Below are 21908 nucleotides of genomic sequence, written 5' to 3' on the forward strand. Positions count from 1 at the left end.
CCGTTAATGAGCGGTGCCGGCGTCCGCGGCTTTCGCGGGGGCCGTCGCACGGTGGTTGTCGTCCCGCGGCGTGGCGACGAGCGGCTGCGCATCGCTGGCGGGCCGGCGCGGCCGGTGCGGGCGCCGAATCGGCGGCAGGCTCGCGGCCCGCGGCGCCGCGGCGCTCGCGTCGGCCGGCTGGGCCGCGCTGGCGGCTGCTGCGTCCGACGCAGCCGATGCCGCATCCGCCGCGCTGGCCGCGGTCGGCACGACCGGCTGCGGCAGCGCCGTGAAGCCGGCCGCGACGGCGGCGGGCTTGTTCGCGTCGCCGATCACCGGCGCGCTGATGGGTTCGGTCGCCGACGCGGCGGCCGCCACGGCCGCGGCCTCGTTCTTCGGGTTCTGGCGCTCGACCAGGTAGTAGTCGAGCACGCGGCGCGCGATCGGGCCCGCGGCCTGCGCGCCCCAGCCGCCGTTCTCGACGACCAGCGCGACAGCGATCTGCGGATGGTCGACCGGTGCATACGCGATGAACAGCGCGTGGTCGCGCAGGTGCTCGGCGAGCAGGTGGCCCTTGTAGTTCGAGCCCTGCAGCGAGAACACCTGCGCGGTACCGGTCTTGCCGGCGGCAAGGTACGGCGCGCCGCGGAACACCTTGTATGCGGTGCCGGACGGGTTCTCGATCACGTTCTCCATCCCGCGTTTCACGACGTCGATGTCGCCCTGCTTGAGCGGGATCACTTCGCTTTCCTTCGGCACGGTCAGGTGACGCCCGCGCGTGATCGGATCCTCGACCTCCTTCACGAGGTGAGGCTTCATCACGACGCCGTTGTTCGCGAGCGTCGCGGTCGCGTGCGCGAGCTGCAGGATCGTGAACGAGTTGTAGCCCTGGCCGATCCCGAGGCTGATCGTCTCGCCGTCGAACCACTTCTGCTGCGCGGCCTTCTTGAACGCCTTCTTCTTCCAGTCGGTCGACGGCAGGATCCCGCGCGCCTCGCCCTGGATGTCGATCCCGGTGATCTGGCCGAAGCCGAACGGCTTCATGAAGTTCGCGATCGAGTTCACGCCGAGGTCGCGCGCGAGCATGTAGAAGTAGGTGTCGTTCGACACCATGATCGCCTTGTTCATGTCGACCCAGCCCTGGCCGGAGCGCACGTCGTTGCGGAACGTGTGGCCGCCGAACGTGAAGTAGCCGGGATCCTGGAAGCCCCAGCCGGGCGTGCGCTTGCCGAGCGTCAGGCCCGCGAGCGCCATGAATGGCTTGTACGTCGAGCCGGGCGGGTAGGTGCCGTGCAGCGGGCGGTTCAGGAGCGGCTTGTCGGGCGAGTTGTTCAGCTCGTCCCAGGTCTGCTGGTCGATGCCGTCGACGAACGAGTTCGGGTCGAAGCTCGGCGACGACACGAATGCGAGCACGTCGCCCGTCTTCGGCTCGATCGCGACGAGCGCGCCGCGCTTGCCGGCGAACGCCTGCTCGGCGACCTGCTGCAGCCCGATGTCGAGCGACAGCACGAGGTTGTTGCCGGGCGTCGCCTGCGTGCGCGACAGCGTGCGCACTGGCCGGCCGCCGGCCGTCACCTCGACTTCCTCGAAGCCCGTCAGCCCGTGCAGCTCGGCTTCGTAGCTCTGCTCGACGCCGATCTTGCCGATGTAGTCGGTGCCCTTGTAGTTGTTCGCATCGCGGCGCGGATCGTAGTTTTCCTGATCGCTGTCGTTCTCGTCGCTCATCGCGTCGATACGATCCTGGTCTCGCTTCGAGATCCGGCCGATGTAGCCGATCACGTGCGCGGCCGTCATGCCGAGCGGGTATTGCCGGAACAGCCGCGCGCGCACGTCGACGCCGGGGAAGCGGAAGCGCTGCGCGGTGAAGCGCGCGACTTCCGCGTCGGTGAGCCGCGTGCGGATCGGCAGGCTCTCGAAGTTCTTCGAGTCTTCCTGCAGCTTCTTGAAGCGGCGGCGGTCGCGGGCGTCGATCGGGATGATCTCGGACAGCTTGTCGATCGTGTTGTCGAGCGTGTCGTTGAGCTTCGACGGCGTGATCTCGAGCGTGTAGGCCGAATAGTTCTTCGCGAGGATCACGCCGTTGCGGTCGGTGATGATCCCGCGGTTCGGCACGATCGGCGCGACCGAGATGCGGTTTTCCTCGGCCTGCAGCGCGTATTTGCCGTGCTGCATCAATTGCAGGTAGAAGAAGCGGCTCGCGAGCAGCCCGAAGCAGACGAACACGAACACGCCCGCCGCCGCGACGCGCAGGCGGAACTTCGAGAGCTGCTGTTGGGTGTCGTTGAATTCGGTCATGCGGTTAGGGGCAATCCGACCCGCGCGCAGGCGGGCGAGGTGCCGCCCCGGAACGCGACGTGCAACGGGCGTGGGGGCGGCGGGTATTCAAGGTCGGTCCGGCTCAGATGGGGCGCGTATCGTCCGGATCGACCGGACGGCGCTGCGGCATCAGCAGCAGGTGGCTCGCGATCGGCCACAGCGCGGCTTCGACGAAGCCGTCGACGAGGTAGCGCCAGCCGGGGAACGCGGCGCCCATCACGAGACGGATCACGAACGGCACGAGCTGCGCGACGACGAGCAGCGGTGTGACGTACAGCACCTGCACGCCGATCGGCATCCACAGCACGCGGCGGTGGATCGTGATCGCGCCGTACGACAGCAGCGTATAGGCGAGCGCGTGCTCGCCGAGCAGCCCCGCGTCGTGCACGTCCATCAGGATGCCGAGCGCGAACGCGACGCCCATCCCGACCTTGCGCGGCTGGTGGATGTTCCAGAACAGCAGCACGAGCGCGACGAAGTCGGGCACGCCGGGCAGGCGGCCCCACGGCATCAGGTTCAGCAGGAACGCGGCGGCGAGGCTGAAGACGATGAAGTACGGATTGACCGGCTGCAGGATGTATTGCGGGCGGTTCATCGCTGGGCTCCTGGTTGCCCGGCGGCGGGCTTCGCGGGCGCGGCGGCCGGCTTGGCCGGCGCGACGGGCGCCGCCGGCGCAGGCTTCGCGGCGGGCTGGGCCGCGGCGGCCGGCTTCGCGTTCGCGTCGGCCTTGTCGGCCTTCTCGCCCTTCGCGGCGGCCTTCGCGCCTTTCTTGCCCTTCGCATTCTTGTCGGCAGCCGGTTCGGGCTCGACCGGGCGCGGCGGGATGTCGTTCTGGTAATGCAGCACGAGCATCTGGCGCGCGCCGCGCACGGCGGCGACCGGCGCGCAGGTCACGCGTGCGAAGGCGGTATCGGCGAGCTTGTCGACGCGCGCGACCTTCGCGACCGGCAGGCCGGGCGGATAGACGCCGTCGAGGCCGCTCGTGACGAGCTCGTCGCCGGCGACGAGGTCCGCGCTCGTCGGCACGAAACGCAGGTCGAGCGAATCGCCCTTCGGCGTGCCGTAGATCACGCTGCGCAGGCCGGTGCGCAGCACCTGCACGGGAATCGCGAGATCGCGGTCGGTGATCAGCGTGACTTCGGCCTGCAGCGGGAACACGCGCGTGACCTGGCCGACCACGCCGTCTTCGCTGACGACCGGCGAGCCGTTCTGGATGCCCTGTTGCGAACCTTGCCCGATCACGATCTTCTGCGTGAACGGATCGCTCGTGTCGTACTGGATCTCGACCGGCGTCGATTGCGTCGCGATGTGCTGGCGCAGCTCGAGCACCGCGCGCAGGTGCGCGTTTTCCTGCGTGAGCACGGCGGCCTGGTTGGCCTGCGTGGACAGCTGCAGGTTGCGTTTGCGGAGATCGTCGTTCTCGTGGCGCAGCGATGCGCCGGTGACGGCGATGTCGGCCGCGCCCATGAACAGGTCGCGCGGCACGAGCGCCGCGCGCTGCAGCGGATAGAGCACGGTGCCGAGCACGCCGCGCACGATTTCGAGCGTGCTGAAGCGCGCGTCCGACACGAGGAGCGCGATGGCGAGGGCAACGAAGAAGATGAGCCGCGCGAGCGCGGGCGGACCTTGCTTGAAGAGGGGCGGCGGACTGTATTCCATGGTCGGCGCCGGGCGCGTGTGATCGGTTAAATGATGCTCAGACGCGCAAACGGCGCGGCGGTTCGTTCTGAACGAGCGATCCGGCCACGCCGCGGGTGCGTCATGTCAAACGGGACTGCTTAGGCGATCACTCGTACGAGAAGATGCTGCCCAGCTTGTCCATGCGCTCGAGCGCCATGCCCGAACCGCGCACGACGCAGGTGAGCGGATCTTCGGCGACGAGCACCGGCAGGCCGGTTTCTTCCGCGAGCAGGCGGTCGAGGTCGCGCAGCAGCGCACCGCCGCCCGTCAGCATCATCCCGCGCTCGGCGATGTCGGCGCCGAGTTCCGGCGGCGTCTGTTCGAGTGCGATCTTCACCGACGACACGATCTGGTTCAGCGGATCGGTCAGCGCTTCGAGGATTTCGTTGCTGGAGATCGTGAAGCTGCGCGGGATGCCTTCCGACAGGTTGCGGCCCTTCACTTCCATTTCCTTGACTTCGGAGCCCGGGAACGCGGAGCCGATTTCCTTCTTGATCGCCTCGGCGGTCTGTTCGCCGATCAGCATCCCGTAGTTGCGGCGGATGTAGTTGACGATCGCCTCGTCGAACTTGTCGCCGCCGACGCGGACCGAACCCTTGTACACGATGCCGCCGAGCGAGATCACGCCGACTTCGGTCGTGCCGCCGCCGATGTCGACGACCATCGAGCCGGTGGCTTCCGACACCGGCAGACCCGCGCCGATCGCGGCCGCCATCGGCTCCTCGATCAGGTAGACCTGCGATGCGCCGGCGCCGTGCGCGGCTTCCTTGATCGCGCGGCGCTCGACCTGGGTCGAGCCGCACGGCACGCAGATGATGATGCGCGGCGACGGCGAGAACATGCGCGATTCGTGAGCGGTCTTGATGAACTGCTTGATCATCTGCTCGGTGACGGTGAAGTCGGCGATCACGCCGTCCTTCATCGGGCGGATCGCCTCGATGTTGCCCGGCACCTTGCCGAGCATCTGCTTGGCTTCCTTGCCGACCGCCTGGATCGTCTTCTTGCCGTTGGGGCCGCCTTCCTGGCGGATCGACACGACGGACGGCTCATCGAGCACGATGCCCTTGCCGCGCATGTAGATCAGGGTGTTTGCGGTGCCGAGGTCGATCGCGAGATCGTTGGAGAAGTAGCTGCGCAAAAAACCGAACATTCAGAATCCTGTTTCGCTCTGGGCCGGCCCTGCATAGCGAGCGCTGAGGGCGGCAGCGGAAAAAATAACAGCCTCGGGAAGCGTGGCGGAAGCGGCCGCCGCGGCGCACGAAGCTGCGAGTGATGTCTACCGGGGATCGCACGATGCACGCACGGCTTGCCGAAGCGGGGCGAAACGGTGCGGGAAAAGGCTGCCGGGTTTGGGTCGAACGCGTAATGATACCTTATAATTTCTCGGTATTTGAATCGAAACGGGCGGTATTTTTGCCGCTTCGGCCCCGATTTTTGAGGGTGGGATCGCACCCTCCAACCCCCCGCCGCAGTGCTGCTTTCGATGCGCTGCGCAGCCTTGTTTTTCCGGTGATCGCATGGCCCTGACCCTGACCGATGTGAAACGCATCGCGCACCTGGCGCGACTCGAAATGGCCGACGCCGACGCCGAGCACATGCTCGGCCAGCTCAATGAATTCTTCGGCCTCGTCGAGCAGATGCAGGCGGTCGATACCGCCGGCATCGCGCCGCTCGCCCACCCGATCGAACAGATCCAGGAAGTCGCGCAGCGCCTGCGCGACGACGCCGTGACGGAAGTCGTCAATCGCGACGACAACCAGCGTCCGGCGCCGGCCGTCCAGGACGGCCTCTATCTCGTGCCGAAGGTGATCGAGTAAGCATTCGATGACAAGCGCGCCGGCCGCCCTGCGCCGCGCGCCACCCAGAATTCCCAGGAAAACCACTCAATGCACGCAAAAAGCCTGACCGAACTGCGCGCCGCGCTCGCCGCCAAGGAATGCTCGGCCGTCGAGCTCGCGCAGCACTACCTGAAACGGATCGACGCCGCACGCGACCTGAACGCGTTCGTCCACGTCGATGCCGATCTGACCCTCGCGCAGGCGAAAGCCGCCGACGCGGAGCTCGCGCGCGGCGCGGGCGGCGCGCTCACCGGCCTGCCGATCGCGCACAAGGACGTCTTCGTCACGCGCGGCTGGCGCTCGACCGCCGGTTCGAAGATGCTCGCGAATTACGAGAGCCCGTTCGACGCGACCGTCGTCGCCCGCCTGCAGGCGGCCGGCATGGTCACGCTCGGCAAGACCAACATGGACGAGTTCGCGATGGGCTCGTCGAACGAGAATTCGGCGTTCGGCGCGGTGAAGAACCCGTGGGACACCAGCGCGGTGCCGGGCGGCAGCTCGGGCGGCAGCTCGGCCGCCGTCGCCGCGCGCCTCGCGCCGGCCGCGACCGGCACCGACACCGGCGGCTCGATCCGCCAGCCCGCGTCGTTCGCGGGCGTGACGGGCATCAAGCCGACCTACGGCCGCGTGTCGCGCTACGGGATGATCGCGTTCGCGTCGTCGCTCGACCAGGGCGGCCCGATGGCGCAGAGCGCGTCCGACTGCGCGCTGCTGCTGAACGCGATGGCCGGCTTCGACGAGCGCGACTCGACGAGCCTCGAGCGCGACGATGAAGACTTCACGCGCCACCTCGGCCAGCCGTGGGCGGCCGGCAACGACGCGGGCAAGCCGCTCGCGGGCCTGCGCATCGGTTTGCCGAACGAGTATTTCGGCGAAGGCCTCGCCGACGACGTGCGTGCGACGATCGACGCGGCGCTGAAGCAGTATGAAGCGCTCGGCGCGACGCTCGTGCCGGTGTCGCTGCCGAAGACGGAACTGTCGATCCCCGTGTACTACGTGATCGCGCCGGCGGAAGCGTCGTCGAACCTGTCGCGTTTCGACGGCGTGCGTTTCGGCCACCGCGCCGCGCAGTACGGCGACCTGCTCGACATGTACAAGAAGTCGCGCGCCGAAGGCTTCGGCCCCGAGGTGAAGCGCCGCATCCTGGTCGGTGCGTACGTGCTGTCGCACGGCTACTACGACGCGTACTACCTGCAGGCGCAGAAGATCCGCCGCATCATCGCGAACGATTTCCAGGAAGCGTTCAAGTCCTGCGACGTGATCATGGGCCCGGCGTCGCCGACGGTCGCATGGGATCTCGGCGCGAAGGGCGACGATCCGGTGCAGATGTATCTCGCGGATATCTACACGCTGTCGGTGAGCCTCGCGGGCCTGCCCGGCATGAGCGTGCCGTGCGGCTTCGGCGCGGGCGCGAACGCGAAGCGCCCGGTCGGCCTGCAGATCATCGGCAACTATTTCAACGAAGCCCGGATGCTGCAGGTCGCCGACGCGTTCCAGCGCGCGACCGACTGGCACAAGCAAGTTCCGGCGGGGGTGTAAGCATATGGCTACTCAATGGGAAGTCGTCATCGGTCTCGAGACGCACGCGCAACTGTCGACCGTCTCGAAGATTTTCTCGGGCGCATCGACGCAGTTCGGCGCCGAGCCGAACACGCAGGCCTGCCCGGTCGACCTGGCGCTGCCGGGCGTGCTGCCGGTACTGAACCGCGGCGCGGTCGAGCGGGCGATCCGCTTCGGCCTCGCGATCGGCTCGACCATCGCACCGCGCAGCATCTTCGCGCGCAAGAATTATTTTTACCCCGATCTGCCGAAGGGCTATCAGATCAGCCAGTACGAGATTCCGGTCGTGCAGGGCGGCCAGATCACGATCCAGGTGCCCGCCAACGAGAAGGCCGGCAAGGCCGCGTACGAGAAGACGGTCAACCTGACCCGCGCGCATCTCGAGGAAGACGCGGGCAAGTCGCTGCATGAAGATTTCGCCGGGATGACGGGGATCGACCTGAACCGCGCGGGCACGCCGCTGCTCGAGATCGTCACCGAGCCGGAAATGCGCAGCGCGGCCGAGGCCGTCGCCTACGCGAAGGCGCTGCACGGCCTCGTCGTGTGGCTCGGCATCTGCGACGGCAACATGCAGGAAGGCTCGTTCCGCTGCGACGCGAACGTGTCGGTGCGCCCGGTCGGCCAGGAGAAGTTCGGTACGCGCGCGGAAATCAAGAACCTGAACTCGTTCCGGTTCCTCGAGGAAGCGATCAACTACGAAGTGCGTCGCCAGATCGAGCTGATCGAGGACGGAGGCGAAGTCGTGCAGGAAACGCGCCTGTACGATCCGGACAAGCGCGAGACGCGCTCGATGCGCAGCAAGGAAGACGCGCACGACTACCGCTACTTCCCCGACCCCGACCTGATGCCGCTCGTGATCGGCCAGGACTGGATCGAGCGTGTGCAGTCGGGCATGCCCGAACTGCCGGCCGCGATGCAGCAGCGCTTCGCCGACGAGTACGGCGTGTCCGCGTACGACGCGGGCGTGCTGACGTCGAGCAAGGCGATGGCCGCGTATTTCGAATCGGTGGTCGCGAAGGCCGGCGCGGCAAACGCGAAGATCGTCGCGAACTGGCTGATGGGCGACGTGTCGTCGCAGCTGAACCGCGACGGCATCGAGATCGACGCGATCCCCGTGTCGGCTGCGCAACTCGCGCTTTTGCTGCAGCGCATCGCCGACGGCACGATCTCGAACAAGATCGCGAAGGAAATCTTCGCGGCGATCTGGGACGAGAAGGCGACCGACGAAGGCGCGGCCGACCGCATCATCGACGCGAAGGGGCTGAAGCAGATCTCCGACACCGGCGCGCTGGAAGCCATCATCGACGAAGTGCTCGCGGCGAACGCGAAGTCGGTCGAGGAATTCCGCGCGGGCAAGGAAAAGGCGTTCAACGCGCTGATCGGCCAGGCGATGAAGGCGACCAAGGGCAAGGCCAATCCGCAGCAGGTCAACGAACTGCTGAAGAAGAAGCTCGGCTGAGCATGACCGCGCGCCTGAACCGCGCTTGACGACGGGCCGCTCCGAACCAGTTCGGGGCGGCCCGTTGCATTTTGGTGGATGCGTTATCGTATGCACCACAGCGTCCAACGGAGGAACGAATGGCGAAACAACCGTCGCTCGACGATTTCCGCGTGCCTTACAGCACGCGCGAGAAGGAAGCCGCCGCATTCAAGCTCGATGCGTTCGACCCGGCCGCGAAGCCGTTTTCGTCCGGCTCGAAGGACGCCGACCGCGAACGGCTGTCGGTCGTGTCGACCGAACTCGACGTCCAGCAGGAGCGCCTGCACACGCAGCAGAAGAAGCGCGTGCTGCTCGTGCTGCAGGGGATGGACACGAGCGGCAAGGATGGCACAGTGCGCGCGGTGTTCCGCGACGTCGATCCGCTCGGCCTGCGCATCGTGCCGTTCAAGGCGCCGACGCCGATCGAGGCCGCGCACGACTTCCTGTGGCGCGTGCATGCGCAGGTGCCGGCCGCGGGCGAGCTCGCGATCTTCAACCGCAGCCACTACGAAGACGTGCTCGTGCCGCGCGTGCTCGATTTGATCGACGGCAAGGAGTGCGAGCGCCGCTACCGGCAGATCCGCGATTTCGAGACGATGCTGTTCGAGAACGGCACGACCATCGTCAAGTGCTTCCTGCACATCTCGAAGGACGAGCAGCGCGCGCGGCTGCAGGCGCGCATCGACGATCCCGCCAAGCACTGGAAGTTCGACATCTCCGATCTCGACGCGCGCAAGCACTGGGATGCCTACCAGTCCGCGTACCGCGACGCGCTTGCCGCGACGTCGGTCGAGCATGCGCCGTGGTACGTGATCCCGGCGAATTCGAAGACGCACCGCAACGTGATGATCGCCGAGCTGCTGCTGCGCACGATGACCGACATGAAGCTGGAATTCCCGCCGCCGAAGCCCGAGCTCGAAGGCGTGAAGATCCGTTAAGCTGCCACCCTGTAAAAATATCGAACTGAACGGAACCCGACATGATGCGAGTGATTACCGCCAACCTGAACGGCATCCGCTCCGCCGCGAAGAAGGGCTTCTTCGACTGGCTCGGCGAACAGAACGCCGATTGCGTGTGCGTGCAGGAAATCAAGGTATCGGCCGACGACCTGCCGGCCGAATTCGTCGAGCCGCACGGCTTCAAGAGCTATTTCCACCACGCCGAGAAGAAGGGCTACAGCGGCGCGGGCGTGTACAGCCGCCACGAGCCCGATGACGTGATCATCGGCTTCGGCAGCAGCGAATTCGATGCCGAAGGCCGCTACGTCGAGGCGCGCTACGGCAAGCTGTCGGTCGTGTCGGTGTACGTGCCGTCCGGCTCGAGCGGCGAAGAGCGCCAGCAGGCGAAGTACCGCTTCATGGACGAATTCATGCCGCACCTCGCCGCGCTGAAGAAGAAGCGCGAGGTGATCCTGTGCGGCGACGTGAACATCGTCCACAAGGAAATCGACATCAAGAACTGGAAGAGCAACCAGAAGAACTCGGGCTGCCTGCCGGAAGAGCGCGAGTGGCTCACGAAGCTGTTCGACGACGTCGGCTACGTCGACGTGTTCCGCACGCTCGACCCGCGCGCCGAGCAGTACACGTGGTGGAGCAACCGCGGCCAGGCGTATGCGAAGAACGTCGGGTGGCGGATCGATTACCAGATCGCGACGCCGGGCGTGGCCGGTACCGCGAAAAGCACGTCGATCTTCAAGGACATCAAGTTCAGCGACCATGCGCCGCTGACGATCGACTACGACTACAAGAAGTGATTGCTGGCGCTGCGCCACGCGCGTAGCTGCCGAACGCAAAACGGGCCGCATGTCGAACATGCGGCCCGTTTCGCTTGAAGCGGCGCTTACTGCTTGATCGACGCCATGTCGATCACGAACCGGTACTTCACGTCGCTCTTCAGCATCCGCTCGTAAGCGGCGTTGATCTGCTGCATCGGAATCGTTTCGATGTCCGACGTGATGCCGTGCTCCGCGCAGAAGTCGAGCATTTCCTGCGTTTCCGCGATCCCGCCGATCAGCGAGCCCGCGAGGCGGCGGCGCTTGAAGATCAGGTTGAACACCTGCGGCGACGGGTGATCGTGCTCCGGCGCGCCGACGAGCGTCATCGTGCCGTCGCGCTTCAGCAGGTTCAGGAACGGGTTCAGGTCGTGCTGCGCGGCGACCGTGTTCAGGATGAAGTCGAAGCTGTTCAGGTGCGCGTTCATCTGCGCTTCGTCCTTCGAGATCACCACTTCGTGCGCGCCGAGCCGCTTGCCGTCCTCGACTTTCGACGGCGACGTCGTGAACAGCACGACGTGCGCGCCCATCGCGCGCGCCAGCTTCACGCCCATGTGGCCGAGGCCGCCGAGACCGACGATGCCGACCTTCTTGCCGGGGCCGACGTTCCACTGCCGCAGCGGCGAGTAGGTCGTGATCCCCGCGCACAGGAGCGGCGCGGCACCGGCCGGGTCGAGCGTCTCGGGCACGCGCAGCACGAACGCCTCGTCGACGACGAGCTGCGTCGAATAGCCGCCGAACGTGATGTCGCCCGTCACGCGATCCTGGCCGTTGTAGGTGCCGACGAAGCCGTTCTCGCAGTATTGCTCGAGGCCGTCGGCGCAGCTCGGGCAGGTGCGGCACGAATCGACGAGGCAGCCGACGCCGACCAGCTCGCCGACCTTGAAGCGCGACACCTGCGGGCCGGTCGCGGTCACGCGGCCGACGATTTCATGGCCCGGCACGACGGGGTAGATCGTGTTGCGCCATTCGTTGCGCGCCTGGTGAAGATCCGAGTGGCAGACGCCGCAGTAGAGGACGTCGATCTGGACGTCGAGGTCGCGCAACGCGCGACGCTGGAATTCGAACGGGGCGAGCGGCGACTGCGAATCGGTCGCCGCGTAGGCATAGGTCGTGCTCATGCAAAGGCTCCTTGTCCGGAAACATCCGGCGAAACAGACTGCCGCCGCACCATGTGGCGATGCGGCGAGACAGGTGCCTATCGTAAGGAGCGCACCACCGCGGCGAAATACATGAAGGTCTGGAAGATTTGCCTATTCCTCTCGAATTGCACGCGAACGCCGGTCAAAACACGTTCAAGGTGCTAAATTGCGAGCCAGATTCTCTTGCCGGACAGGACCACGCAGATGAGCTTCCAGCCCCTTTTTGCTGACTCGGGCGACCGCGTGCAGCGCCGCATGATCGAGCTGCACACGCGCCTCGCGCCGAACGAGGGCGACACGCTCGCGGCGCTCGACGGCGTGCGATTCTTCCGCGTGAGCCGTCCCTCGCCGCGCATGCCCGTGCTGTACGAGCCGAGCATCATCGTCGTGTGCCAGGGCCGCAAGCTCGGCTATCTCGGCGACCGCTCGTTCGTGTACGACGCGCAGCAGTACCTGGTGCTGTCGGTGCCGCTGCCGTTCGAGTGCGAGACGTTCGCGAGCATCGACGAGCCGTTTCTCGCGATCTCGATCCGCGTCGATCTCGCGGTGATCGCCGAGCTCGCGATCCTGCTCGACGAGACGCTCGGCGCGGCCATCAGCGAGCCGCTCGGCGTCTATTCGACGCCGCTCGATGCGCCGCTGGCCGACGCGGTCGTGCGGCTGCTCGAAGTGCTCGCGTCGCCGCACGACACGCGCGTGCTGGGGCCGGCGATCATGCGCGAGATCGCGTATCGCGTGCTGACCGGCGAGCAGGGCGACGCGATGCGCGCGGCGCTCGTGCAGCAGCATCATTTCGGCCGCATCGCGAAGGCGTTGCGGCGCATCCATGCGGAGCTGAAGGCCGATCTCGACGTCGAGACGCTCGCCCGCGAAGCCGGGATGAGCCTCGCGGTATTTCACGCGCAGTTCAAGCACGTGACGGCGACGTCGCCGATGCAGTACGTGAAGGCCGCGCGGCTGCACCAGGCGCGGCTGATGATGGTGCGCGACGGGCTGGGTGCCGGCGCGGCGGCCGCGCGGGTCGGCTATGCGAGCGCGTCGCAGTTCAGCCGCGAGTTCAAGCGGTTGTTCGGCCGCAGCCCCGGAGACGATGTGCGCTGGATGCGTGACAGCGCGGTGCGGCCGGCGATGGCCGACGCGGACGCATAGCGTGCGAGGTCACGCGGCGGCGCTCAGCGCCGCGCGACCTTGCGCCGCTGCGCGCTGATGCCCGCATAGTCGGGCAGCGATTCGACCCGCTTGCCGGTCGCCTTCGCATACAGCGGCATCAGGTCGGACAGCCGGTTCAACAGGTCCTGGCGCCGCGCGGTGCTGTACGGGTGCGTGTAGATGAAGCCCGTTGCCTTGTTCGCGCGCGTCGCGACGGCGAGCTTGTCCCACAGCGTGATCGCGGCGCGCGGATCGAAGCCCGCGCGTGCGGCGATATCGCCGCCGATCACGTCGGCTTCGGTCTCGTCGGTCGGTTCGTAGTGAAGCGACTGCAGGCGCTCGCCGAGATTCAGCGCCTGCGGCAGCGGATCGCCGACGCCGAACAGCGGCGGCAGCGCGGCCGCACGCAGCGACGTCTGCGACGTTGCGCTGAAGTTGCTGCGCGCGTGTTCGCGCAGCGCGTGCGCGATGCCGTGCGCGAGCAGGACGCCGAGCTCGTCGTCGTTCAGGCGCACACGGTCGAGCATGCCGCCGTACACGAGCACCTTGCCGCCCGGCAGGCAGGTCAGGCGGATGTCGCGCGAGCGGATCGCGTTGACGTCCCACGTCCAGTTCTTCACGCGATCGTTCCACTTCACCGAATACGGCGCGAGCTTCGCGACGATCGCGCGCAGGCGCTTCACGCGCGGCTGGTTCGCGGGCAGCAACCGGTTGCTGTCGGCGGCGGCCTGCACGATCTGCGCGTATTCGTTCGCGGTGAGCTGCTCGAGCAGCGGCGACGGGATCAGCGTGCGGAACGCGATCGCGTTGCCGTAGCGGACCTGCTGCTGCTGTTGCTGCTGCGTCTGCGCATACGCCTTCGCCGGCGCGGCGGCGCCGGTCGGCTGCGCGGCTTCGGCGGCCGGCGGCGCGGCGGGGGCGGCGGAAGTCGCAGGCGCGGGCGGCGTGGCGGGTGCGGCAGCCGGCGCGGAGCCCGTTGCGGTCGCGGCGGTGTCGGACGCGTGCGCGAACGTCGCGACGAGTGCCGCGGCGCCGATGCTCAGCGAGGCCGCCGCGTGCGCGACGCGGTGCAGACGGTCACTGCGCACGGCTGGCCTCGCCGTTACGGGCGGCACCGTTCCACGGCGCGATCTTGAACAGCAGCAGCATGCCGGGAATCGCGAGCGCGGTACACACGATGAAATAGTCGTACCAGCCGATCTTCGCGACGACGAAGCCGCTCGCGGCCGATGCCAGCGTGCGCGGCACCGACGCGAGGCTCGTGAACAGCGCGAACTGCGTGGCCGTGTAGCGCGGGTCGGTCGTGCTTGCGATATACGCGACGAACGCGGCCATCGTCAGGCCGGTCGTGAAGGTTTCGAAGCCGTAGACGATCGCGAGCGCGACGGTCATCGGGCTCAGCTTCGGCGTGATCTCGACACCGAACACCGACATGAACGACGCGAGCGCGTGGCTGGCTGCGACCGTGAAATCGTAGAGCGCTGCGAGCACCGGCGAACCGGGGCCGAGCTGCGCGAGCCACGCGAAGCCGAGCGTCGACACCATCTGCAGTGCGCCGAAGATCCACAGCCCGCGGCCGATGCCGATCTTCACGAGCCAGATGCCGCCGATGATGCCGCCGGCGACGCTCGCGACGAGCGCGGTGGTTTTCGCGACGATGCCGATCTCGGTGCGCGAGAAGCCGATGTCGAGGAAGAACGACGTCGACAGCGTGGTGGCCATCGTGTCGCCGATCTTGAACAGGAAGATGAACGCGATGACGAGCAGCGCGCCGGCCCAGCCGTCGCGCTGGATGAATTCGCGGAACGGCAGCACGATCGCGTCGCGCAGGTTGCGCGGCGGCGTGCCGACCACTTCGGGCTCGCGCACGACGAGCGTCATCAGGATGCCCGGCAGCATGAACGCGCCGGTGAGCGCGAACACGGCGTCCCACGGCAGGTGGTCGGACAGGATCAGTGCGAGCGAACCGGGGATCAGCGCGGCGAGCTTGTACGCATTCACGTGCACCGCGTTGCCGAGGCCCTGCTCGGTATCGCGCAGCAGCTCGCGGCGGTACGCGTCGATCACGATGTCGGCGCTCGCGCCGAAGAACGCGACGAGCGTCGTGAGCGCGGCCACCGTCCAGATCGAGTCGCGCGGCGACACGAAGCCGAGCGCGGCGATCGCGCCTGCGACCAGCACCTGCGTGAGCAGCAGCCAGCCGCGCCGGCGGCCCGGCCGCCAGCCGGGCAGGCGCGGGACGTAGCGGTCCATCAGCGGCGCCCACAGGAACTTCCACGTATACGGGAACTGGATCAGCGCGAACAGGCCGATTTCCTTCAGGTTCACGCCCTCGGAGCGCAGCCATGCCTGCACGAGGTAGACGAGCGTGAAGAGCGGCAGGCCCGACGTGAAGCCGAGGAACACGCAGATCAGCATGTGCGTGTTCAGATAGGCTCGCCAGCCGGGGTGCTCCTCGTGAGCAGTGAGTGCGGGCGCCTCGTGTGGCGTTTTCGACATGGGCTGGAACTGGGTAGCGTTGACTGATTGCGGCGGCAGCGCAGGCGGCGCGGGTAGCACAGGAGCGCGGCCGCACGTGCGTGCGGACCGTCGGCGTCCGTCAACGGCCCCCCGGCTCAGCTGCGCTTGACGCGATAGACAGCAAGACTACCACGCCAGTTCGCTCCCCATCGAATCGGCTGGCCTTCGTGCAGCACGACGCGGTCGAGGATCGTCACGCCGACTTCGGGCGCGAGCGCCTCGAAATCCTCGATCGTCAGCACCCGGACGTTCGGCGTGTTGTGCCACTGATAAGGCAGCGACTTCGACACCGGCATCCGGCCGTTGAGCACCGACAGCCGGTGCGGCCAGTAACCGAAATTCGGGAACGACACGATGCATTCGCGCCCGACCCGCGCGGTTTCGCGCAGGATCGCGGCCGTCTGGTGAATCGTCTGCAAAGTCTGCGACAGGATCGCGATGTCGAAGCTGTGGTCCTCGAACAGACGCAGGCCGTCTTCCAGGTTCTGCTGGATCACGTTGATGCCGTTCTTCGCGCTCGCGAGCACGCCCGCGTCGTTCAGCTCGATTCCGTAGCCGGTCACATCCAGTTCTTCCATCAGCAGCGCGAGCAGCGAGCCGTCGCCGCAGCCGAGGTCGAGCACCGTCGAGCGCGGTTCGACCCAGCGCGCAATCGTGCGGAAGTCCGCGCGTGCGGACAGGGAATTCAGCGCTTGCTGGTTCATGCGCTCACCTCGTTGGCGATTCGTTCGTAATACGCGCGGAGCAGGTTGTGATAGCGCGCGTCGTCGAGCAGGAATGCGTCGTGACCGTGCGGTGCGTCGATTTCCGCGTAGCTGACCGTGCGCTTGTTGTCGAGCAGCGCCTTCACGATTTCGCGCGAGCGTGCGGGCGCGAAGCGCCAGTCGGTCGAGAAGCTTGCGATCAGGTACTTCGCCTGCGTGTGCGCGAGCGCGGCCGTCAGGTTGCCGTCGAACGCCTTCGCCGGATCGAAGTAGTCGAGCGCGCGCGTGATCAGCAGGTACGTGTTCGCGTCGAAGTAGTCGGCGAACTTGTCGCCCTGGTAGCGCAGGTACGACTCGACCTCGAACTCGACGTCAAAGCTGAAGTTGTACGCGTCGAGCGCGCCGTCGGCGCGCCGCAGCGCACGGCCGAATTTCTCGGCCATGTCGTCGTCGGACAGGTACGTGATGTGACCGATCATCCGCGCGACACGCAGGCCGCGCTTCGGCTTCACGCCGTGCGCGTAGTAGTCGCCGCCGTGGAAGTCGGGATCGGACAGGATCGCCGAGCGCGCGACCTCGTTGAACGCGATGTTCTGCGCGGACAGCTTCGGCGTCGACGCGATGTCGATGCAGTGCGCGACGCGCTCCGGATACATCAGGCTCCACGCGAGCGCCTGCATGCCGCCGAGGCTGCCGCCCATCACCGCGGCGAAGCGCTCGATGCCGAACGCGTCGGCCACGCGCGCCTGCGCATGCACCCAGTCCTCGACGGTCACCACCGGAAAGCTTGCGCCGTACGGCTTGCCGGTCGACGGATCGATGCTCATCGGGCCGGTCGAGCCGAAACACGAGCCGAGGTTGTTCACGCCGATCACGAAGAAGCGGTTGGTGTCGAGCGGCTTGCCCGGGCCGACCATGTTGTCCCACCAGCCGGTGCTGCGCGGATCGTCCGCGTAGACGCCGGCGACGTGGTGCGACGCGTTGAGCGCGTGGCAGACGAGCACCGCGTTCGAGCGCGCGGCGTTGAGTTCGCCGTACGTCTCGACGACGAGCTGATAGTTGCCGAGCACGCTGCCGCTTTGCAAGCGCAGCGGTTCGGCGAAGTGCATGGTCTGTGGAGCGACGATGCCGATCGATTCCATTCGTTCCGCCTTATGACTGGGCAGCTAAATGGTGTCGGCGAAGCGCGGAGTCGGAGATGCGCGGCTGACGACCTCTTTAGCCGCATTTGTAGTGAACCGCCGGGACACGGACAACTTCTACGCCCCGGCCGGTTCGCGCGCCCGCAATCGAGTCAGCAAATCGGCGCGCTTCCGACCTGCCACCCGAGGGGCGGCAAGTCGGCAAAGTATAGCGGAAATTGCGGGACGCGGATTCCGGCGGGCATGGCGTGGCGTGCCGCCAGCGTCGCATCACTGCAGGATCAGCCGCAGGTGCGCATCGGCCTGCTCGCTCGGCGGCTTCTGGAATCCGCCCTTCGCGAAGCGGTGCCAGCGGCCGATCACGTAGCTGACGAGCAGGCTCGCGCGGGCGGCGGGATCGTAGTCGGCCGGCAGCACGAACGGCGTCGCGCCGTCCTGCGGCGCATTCGCCTCGGTGCGCGCGACGCGCAGGCATTGCTTGACGGTCGACTCGATGCGGTCGAGCAACTGGTTCACGCGCTCGGTCAGCCGCTCGTCCTCGCCGACCAGCGCCTCGCCGGTCAGCACGCGCGTCATCCCCGGGTTCTTCGCGGCGAAATTGAGCATCGTCAGCGCGATCGTGCGCGCCTGCAGCACGCCGTTCGGCTCTTTCGCGACGATCTGGTTGACGAGCCCGAACAGCGCCTGCTCGATGAACTCGATCAGCCCTTCGTACATCTTCGCCTTGCTGGTGAAGTGCCGGTACAGCGCGGCTTCCGAAACCTCGAGCCGGGCCGCGAGCGCGGCCGTCGTGATTTTCTCGGGTTTCGGTGCCTCGAGCATCGCCGCGAGCGTCTGCAGGATCATGACGCGGCGCTCACCCGGCTTTGGGCGCGGGCGGGAGGGTGTGGCCTGGCTTTCCGTTACGGCTTGGTCCTGCGGGTAAGTCGGCTGCATTTTTGTCGCCCCGATCGTGTGCCCAGTCGCAGCGATTTTAACGAACGAATGCGCTGGTCGACATAGTGAGGACGCCCGGTAACCGGCAGATGGCCCGGCAGGTGGCCGGTGATCCATACCGTGCCGATGCCGAGACGCTTGTAGCGCTTCAGGTGGCCGCGCGTATCCTCGACGAGGATCGCGTCGGCGGGCCGCGCATGCGCGGCCCGCAGCGTCCGGCGCAGCATCGTGTGATCGGGCTTCGCGCGCCACGCACGGCGGTCGCGCATGTGCTCGATCGCGATCACGCGCTCGAACAGCCGCTCGATGCGCAGCTCGCGCAGCACCGCGCGCGCGTAATTCTCCGGCGCGTTGGTCAGGATCAGCTTGCGGCCCGGCAGCGCGGCGACGATGCGCGCGAGGCCGCGCTCCGCGCGCACCATCGCGGGCAGGTCGGAAAACGTGTGGACCACGCGCAGGAAGTCGTGCGGGTCGATCGGATGGTGGCGCGTGAGGCCGAGGAGCGCGGCGCCGTAGCGCTCGGTGTAGCCGATGCGCAGGCGGTCGGCTTCGGCACGCTCGACCTGCAGCGTGTCGATGATGTATTGCGTCATCGCACGGTTGATCTCGGGAAAGATCGCATGCGACGCGTGGTGCAGCGTGTTGTCGAGATCGAACAGCCAGACGGGCGCGCCGGCGCGCGGCCGGCTGCGGGAAATGCGCCGGCGTCGCAGTGACGCCGGCAGATCGGGAGAGGAGGGAGGGCGGTGCGCGCTCAATGCGAGCGGATCATCGTGCCGAACGGCTGCTCGGTCAGGATTTCCAGCAGCACCGAGTGCTCGATGCGGCCGTCGACGATGTGCACCGACTTCACGCCGCTCTTCGCCGCGTCGAGCGCCGACGCGATCTTCGGCAGCATGCCGCCCGAGATCGTGCCGTCCTCGAACAGCGCATCGATCTCGCGCGCGGACAGGTCGGTCAGCAGGTTGCCGTCCTTGTCCATCACGCCGGGGATGTTGGTCATCATCAGCAGCTTCTCGGCGTTCAGCACCGTGGCGAGCTTGCCCGCGACCAGATCCGCGTTGATGTTGTACGAGAGGCCGTCCTCGCCGAAGCCGATCGGCGAGATCACCGGGATGAATGCGTCGTCCTGCAGCGCCTTCACGACCGCCGGGTTGATCGCCTCGACTTCGCCGACCTGGCCGATGTCGATGTACTGGCCCGGGTTGTCGCGATCCGGCATCAGCAGCTTGCGTGCGTGGATCAGGCCGCCGTCCTTGCCCGTCAGGCCCACCGCGTGGCCGCCGAAGTGGTTGATCAGCATCACGATGTCCTGCTGCACTTCGCCGCCCAGCACCCACTCGACGACTTCCATCGTCTCTTCGTCGGTGACGCGCATGCCCTGGATGAAGGTGCCGGCCTTGCCGATCTTCTTCAGCGCGTGATCGATCTGCGGACCGCCGCCGTGGACGATCACCGGGTTGATGCCGACCAGTTTCAGCAGGATCACGTCGCGCGCGAAGCCTTGCTTGAGCCGCTCTTCCGTCATCGCGTTGCCGCCGTATTTGATGACCACGGTCTTGCCGTGGTAACGGCGGATGTACGGCAGCGCCTCGGCGAGGATTTCTGCTTTCAGCGTGGGGGCGATCTGCGAGAGGTCGATGGGCTCGGACATGGCGGCGGCTCTGGCTGGGAACGGTTGAAACACGGCGAATTGTACAGGAGTGGCGCAGCGCAGCATCGGGTTTTTGGGCGGCCCGGAACACCGGCGGCACGAACCCGGCACCGCGCGCGGCGGCCCGCCGGCTATGGCGCGGCGCGATTCCGGCGGCGGCGCGCGGGTGTCGCCGGCGGGTCGGCGCGCGTGCGTTTGCGATGGACCTCGGCCGGGCGGCCGGCGTGCAAAATCCGTTCGCCGCGCTATGCTTGTCGCGTGGGGCGACTTCCCGCCCGTTTCCGCGATTGCGCCATGACCGATCCCGCCGCCGACGCCCGTTCCGCCCCGCGCCGCGCGCGCTGCCCGCACTGCGGGCGCGGCTTCGACTGCGGCGCGCAGACGCAGCCGTTCGACTGCTGGTGCGCGTCGATGCCGGCGCTGCCCGGCGGCGCCCAGCCGGCGGCCGGCGTTCGCTGCCGCTGCCCCGAGTGCCTCGCCGACGAGATCGCGCAGCGGATGGCCGGCGCGACGGGCTGACTGCATTGGCTCAGCGCGCCGATCCGGCCCCGCTATAGGCGCCGCCCGCTAAACGGGTAAACTGCTCGGATGCAACGAATTACCACCACCGGGCGCGTCAACCTCAGTCACTTGTTCTGGCTTCGCAATCTCGCGATCATCGGCCAGCTCGTGACGATCGGCGTCGTGCAGACCTATTTCGGCGTGCATCTGCCGCTGCCGGCGATGCTGATGGTCATCGCGCTCGAAATCGTTTTCAACGCGCTGACCTGGGTGCGCGTGCTGCGCGCGCGGCCCGAGACCAATTTCGAGCTGCTCGGCCAGCTGTGGGTCGACCTCGGCGCGCTGTCGGCGCTGCTGTTCCTGTCGGGCGGCACGACCAACCCGTTCGTGTCGCTGTACCTGCCGTCGCTCGCGATCGCGGCGGCCGTGCTGCCGTGGCACCTGATGATCTGGCTCGCGGCGTTCGCGGTCGCGTGCTACGCGGCGCTCGGCTTCGATTCGGTGCCGCTCAACATGGACAATCCGGCGAACCTGTTCGACTACTACCGTACCGGCATGTGGGCGAACTTCATGGTGAGCGTCGGACTGATCGCGTGGTTCGTCGCGCGCATGTCGAATGCACTGCGCCAGCGCGATTCGGCGCTCGGCGAGGCGCAGCAGCATCTGCTGCGCGACGAGCGCGCCGTCGCGCTCGGCGTGCAGGCCGCCACCGTCGCGCACGAGATGGGCACGCCGCTGTCGACGATCGCGATGCTCGCCGAAGAGCTGCGCGACGCGGCGCGCGCCGATCCGGGGCTCGCGCGCTACGAGGCCGATCTGAAGGTGCTCGAAGAGCAGATGACGCTCTGCACGTCGGCGCTCGCGCGCCTGCGCAGCCGCGCGAGCGCGCCGGCGAGCCGCCAGCCGGTGGACGACTGGCTCGACACGTTCGTCGAGCACTGGCGCCTGCGGCATCCGCACGTGCAGTTCGAGCTGCTCGGCGCGCGTCCGGCCGGTGTCGCGCTCGACGATACGGTCGCGGCCGGTCAGATCCTGACGATCCTGCTCGACAACGCCGCGCGCGCGAGCCCGCAGCGCGTGACGCTGGCCGCGAAGGTCGCGCATGGCGGCACGGCCGACGAGATCGAATTCGAGGTATGCGACGACGGGCCCGGCATTCCGGCCTCGCTGCGCGAATCGCTCGGCGCGATGCCGGTCGACAGCACGCAGGGCGGGCACGGCGTCGGCCTGTATCTCGCGTTCAGTGCGGCCGCGCGGCTCGGCGGCGAGATCGAACTGTCCGATGTCGTGCCGCGTGCGGCGGGCGGCAACGGGCGGGCCGGCGGTGCGGCGAATGGCCACGCCGCTGCCGTATCGGGACCGCGCGCGGGCCAGCGCACGGGTGAACGTGCGGCCGACCGGCCGGCCGGCTCGCCGGACAGCCGCCCGGCCGCTGCGACCGCCGCGCGCGGCACGCGCGGCACGCGGGCCGTGCTGCGCCTGCCGGTCGTGCGCGTCGCGGCGCCGGCCGCCTCAACCAACACGTAGACGGAGAAA

Annotated in this window: 20 protein-coding genes; 8 read left to right on the forward strand and 12 right to left on the reverse strand. The window is 67.6% G+C overall.

Features of this window, described 5'->3' with window-relative positions; genetic code table 11:
• Positions 1–3: 3 nt before the first annotated feature.
• The 4 genes from mrdA to U5798_RS19660 form a co-directional block, all read right to left on the reverse strand.
• Positions 4–2274, reverse strand: a complete 2271-nt coding sequence (mrdA, locus tag U5798_RS19645; protein ID WP_322082928.1) for a penicillin-binding protein 2 — start codon at positions 2272–2274, stop codon at positions 4–6.
• 103 nt (positions 2275–2377) lie between these two features.
• Positions 2378–2890, reverse strand: a complete 513-nt coding sequence (gene mreD, locus U5798_RS19650; protein ID WP_009687274.1) for a rod shape-determining protein MreD — start codon at positions 2888–2890, stop codon at positions 2378–2380.
• The gene (mreC, locus tag U5798_RS19655) at positions 2887–3954 is read right to left on the reverse strand and encodes a rod shape-determining protein MreC (RefSeq protein WP_322082929.1); all 1068 of its coding nucleotides are present in this window, start codon (positions 3952–3954) and stop codon (positions 2887–2889) included. Before mreC ends, mreD begins: the two co-directional genes overlap by 4 nt.
• 127 nt (positions 3955–4081) lie before the next feature.
• The gene (locus U5798_RS19660) at positions 4082–5125 is read right to left on the reverse strand and encodes a rod shape-determining protein (protein ID WP_004189550.1); all 1044 of its coding nucleotides are present in this window, start codon (positions 5123–5125) and stop codon (positions 4082–4084) included.
• Between the two features lie 367 nt (positions 5126–5492).
• On the opposite strand from U5798_RS19660, the gene gatC reads away from it, so the two are divergent.
• From gatC to U5798_RS19685, 5 genes are all read left to right on the forward strand, one after another.
• A complete protein-coding gene (gene gatC / locus U5798_RS19665) occupies positions 5493–5792 on the forward strand; it encodes an Asp-tRNA(Asn)/Glu-tRNA(Gln) amidotransferase subunit GatC (protein WP_006477478.1) in 300 nt (99 codons plus the stop codon).
• Between the two features lie 69 nt (positions 5793–5861).
• Positions 5862–7352, forward strand: a complete 1491-nt coding sequence (gene gatA / locus U5798_RS19670) for an Asp-tRNA(Asn)/Glu-tRNA(Gln) amidotransferase subunit GatA (protein ID WP_322082930.1) — start codon at positions 5862–5864, stop codon at positions 7350–7352.
• A gap of 4 nt (positions 7353–7356) precedes the next feature.
• Positions 7357–8832, forward strand: a complete 1476-nt coding sequence (gene gatB / locus U5798_RS19675; RefSeq protein ID WP_124455768.1) for an Asp-tRNA(Asn)/Glu-tRNA(Gln) amidotransferase subunit GatB — start codon at positions 7357–7359, stop codon at positions 8830–8832.
• A 119-nt stretch (positions 8833–8951) separates the two neighbouring features.
• Complete coding sequence (locus tag U5798_RS19680) at positions 8952–9791, forward strand: polyphosphate kinase 2 family protein (protein WP_322082931.1); 840 nt, start codon at positions 8952–8954, stop codon at positions 9789–9791.
• 41 nt (positions 9792–9832) lie between these two features.
• On the forward strand, positions 9833–10606 hold the full coding sequence (locus tag U5798_RS19685) for an exodeoxyribonuclease III (protein WP_322082932.1): 774 nt from the start codon (positions 9833–9835) through the stop codon (positions 10604–10606).
• Between the two features lie 86 nt (positions 10607–10692).
• Here the strand turns inward: U5798_RS19685 and U5798_RS19690 are convergent, their stop codons facing one another.
• A complete protein-coding gene (locus U5798_RS19690) occupies positions 10693–11745 on the reverse strand; it encodes an NAD(P)-dependent alcohol dehydrogenase (RefSeq protein WP_322082933.1) in 1053 nt (350 codons plus the stop codon).
• A gap of 225 nt (positions 11746–11970) precedes the next feature.
• On the opposite strand from U5798_RS19690, the gene U5798_RS19695 reads away from it, so the two are divergent.
• Positions 11971–12915, forward strand: coding sequence for an AraC family transcriptional regulator (locus tag U5798_RS19695; RefSeq protein ID WP_322082934.1), 945 nt, complete (start codon positions 11971–11973; stop codon positions 12913–12915).
• Between the two features lie 23 nt (positions 12916–12938).
• Here U5798_RS19695 and U5798_RS19700 read toward each other — a convergent pair whose 3' ends face one another.
• From U5798_RS19700 to argB, 7 genes are all read right to left on the reverse strand, one after another.
• A complete protein-coding gene (locus U5798_RS19700; protein ID WP_322082935.1) occupies positions 12939–14003 on the reverse strand; it encodes a M48 family metallopeptidase in 1065 nt (354 codons plus the stop codon).
• Positions 13993–15414: an AmpG family muropeptide MFS transporter gene (locus U5798_RS19705; RefSeq protein WP_322082936.1), complete on the reverse strand. Its 1422-nt coding sequence runs from the start codon at positions 15412–15414 to the stop codon at positions 13993–13995. The genes U5798_RS19700 and U5798_RS19705 overlap by 11 nt, the downstream gene beginning before the upstream one ends.
• 116 nt (positions 15415–15530) lie before the next feature.
• Positions 15531–16139, reverse strand: coding sequence for a methionine biosynthesis protein MetW (gene metW / locus U5798_RS19710; RefSeq protein ID WP_006755281.1), 609 nt, complete (start codon positions 16137–16139; stop codon positions 15531–15533).
• The gene (gene metX, locus U5798_RS19715) at positions 16136–17281 is read right to left on the reverse strand and encodes a homoserine O-succinyltransferase MetX (protein WP_322082937.1); all 1146 of its coding nucleotides are present in this window, start codon (positions 17279–17281) and stop codon (positions 16136–16138) included. The genes metW and metX overlap by 4 nt, the downstream gene beginning before the upstream one ends.
• 270 nt (positions 17282–17551) lie before the next feature.
• Positions 17552–18217, reverse strand: a complete 666-nt coding sequence (gene slmA, locus U5798_RS19720) for a nucleoid occlusion factor SlmA (protein ID WP_124455761.1) — start codon at positions 18215–18217, stop codon at positions 17552–17554.
• Positions 18184–18975 (reverse strand): pyrimidine 5'-nucleotidase, encoded by a 792-nt coding sequence (locus U5798_RS19725; protein ID WP_322082938.1) that lies wholly within the window; start codon positions 18973–18975, stop codon positions 18184–18186. The genes slmA and U5798_RS19725 overlap by 34 nt, the downstream gene beginning before the upstream one ends.
• Positions 18972–19871 (reverse strand): acetylglutamate kinase, encoded by a 900-nt coding sequence (argB, locus tag U5798_RS19730; protein WP_124499915.1) that lies wholly within the window; start codon positions 19869–19871, stop codon positions 18972–18974. Before argB ends, U5798_RS19725 begins: the two co-directional genes overlap by 4 nt.
• A 294-nt stretch (positions 19872–20165) precedes the next feature.
• Between argB and U5798_RS19735 the strand changes: the two genes are divergently transcribed.
• Positions 20166–20390 (forward strand): cysteine-rich CWC family protein, encoded by a 225-nt coding sequence (locus tag U5798_RS19735; protein ID WP_322082939.1) that lies wholly within the window; start codon positions 20166–20168, stop codon positions 20388–20390.
• 69 nt (positions 20391–20459) lie between these two features.
• Entirely contained in the window at positions 20460–21899 is a 1440-nt protein-coding gene (locus U5798_RS19740; RefSeq protein ID WP_322082940.1) for an ATP-binding protein, read from the forward strand.
• The last annotated feature ends 9 nt before the right edge of the window (positions 21900–21908 follow it).

Source organism: Burkholderia sp. BCC1972 (assembly GCF_905339605.1).
Lineage (GTDB): Bacteria > Pseudomonadota > Gammaproteobacteria > Burkholderiales > Burkholderiaceae > Burkholderia.

Excerpts from the sequence above, each read along its gene's own strand:
- mrdA (WP_322082928.1), bottom strand. The coding sequence starts at position 2,274 with ATGACCGAATTCAACGACACCCAACAGCAGCTCTCGAAGTTCCGCCTG.
- metW (WP_006755281.1), bottom strand. The coding sequence starts at position 16,139 with ATGAACCAGCAAGCGCTGAATTCCCTGTCCGCACGCGCGGACTTCCGC.
- mreD (WP_009687274.1), bottom strand. The coding sequence starts at position 2,890 with ATGAACCGCCCGCAATACATCCTGCAGCCGGTCAATCCGTACTTCATC.
- U5798_RS19690 (WP_322082933.1), bottom strand. The coding sequence starts at position 11,745 with ATGAGCACGACCTATGCCTACGCGGCGACCGATTCGCAGTCGCCGCTC.
- slmA (WP_124455761.1), bottom strand. The coding sequence starts at position 18,217 with ATGCAGCCGACTTACCCGCAGGACCAAGCCGTAACGGAAAGCCAGGCC.
- argB (WP_124499915.1), bottom strand. The coding sequence starts at position 19,871 with ATGTCCGAGCCCATCGACCTCTCGCAGATCGCCCCCACGCTGAAAGCA.
- gatA (WP_322082930.1), top strand. The coding sequence starts at position 5,862 with ATGCACGCAAAAAGCCTGACCGAACTGCGCGCCGCGCTCGCCGCCAAG.
- U5798_RS19685 (WP_322082932.1), top strand. The coding sequence starts at position 9,833 with ATGATGCGAGTGATTACCGCCAACCTGAACGGCATCCGCTCCGCCGCG.
- metX (WP_322082937.1), bottom strand. The coding sequence starts at position 17,281 with ATGGAATCGATCGGCATCGTCGCTCCACAGACCATGCACTTCGCCGAA.
- U5798_RS19735 (WP_322082939.1), top strand. The coding sequence starts at position 20,166 with ATGACCGATCCCGCCGCCGACGCCCGTTCCGCCCCGCGCCGCGCGCGC.
- U5798_RS19660 (WP_004189550.1), bottom strand. The coding sequence starts at position 5,125 with ATGTTCGGTTTTTTGCGCAGCTACTTCTCCAACGATCTCGCGATCGAC.
- U5798_RS19695 (WP_322082934.1), top strand. The coding sequence starts at position 11,971 with ATGAGCTTCCAGCCCCTTTTTGCTGACTCGGGCGACCGCGTGCAGCGC.
- U5798_RS19680 (WP_322082931.1), top strand. The coding sequence starts at position 8,952 with ATGGCGAAACAACCGTCGCTCGACGATTTCCGCGTGCCTTACAGCACG.
- U5798_RS19705 (WP_322082936.1), bottom strand. The coding sequence starts at position 15,414 with ATGTCGAAAACGCCACACGAGGCGCCCGCACTCACTGCTCACGAGGAG.
- mreC (WP_322082929.1), bottom strand. The coding sequence starts at position 3,954 with ATGGAATACAGTCCGCCGCCCCTCTTCAAGCAAGGTCCGCCCGCGCTC.
- gatC (WP_006477478.1), top strand. The coding sequence starts at position 5,493 with ATGGCCCTGACCCTGACCGATGTGAAACGCATCGCGCACCTGGCGCGA.
- U5798_RS19740 (WP_322082940.1), top strand. The coding sequence starts at position 20,460 with ATGCAACGAATTACCACCACCGGGCGCGTCAACCTCAGTCACTTGTTC.
- gatB (WP_124455768.1), top strand. The coding sequence starts at position 7,357 with ATGGCTACTCAATGGGAAGTCGTCATCGGTCTCGAGACGCACGCGCAA.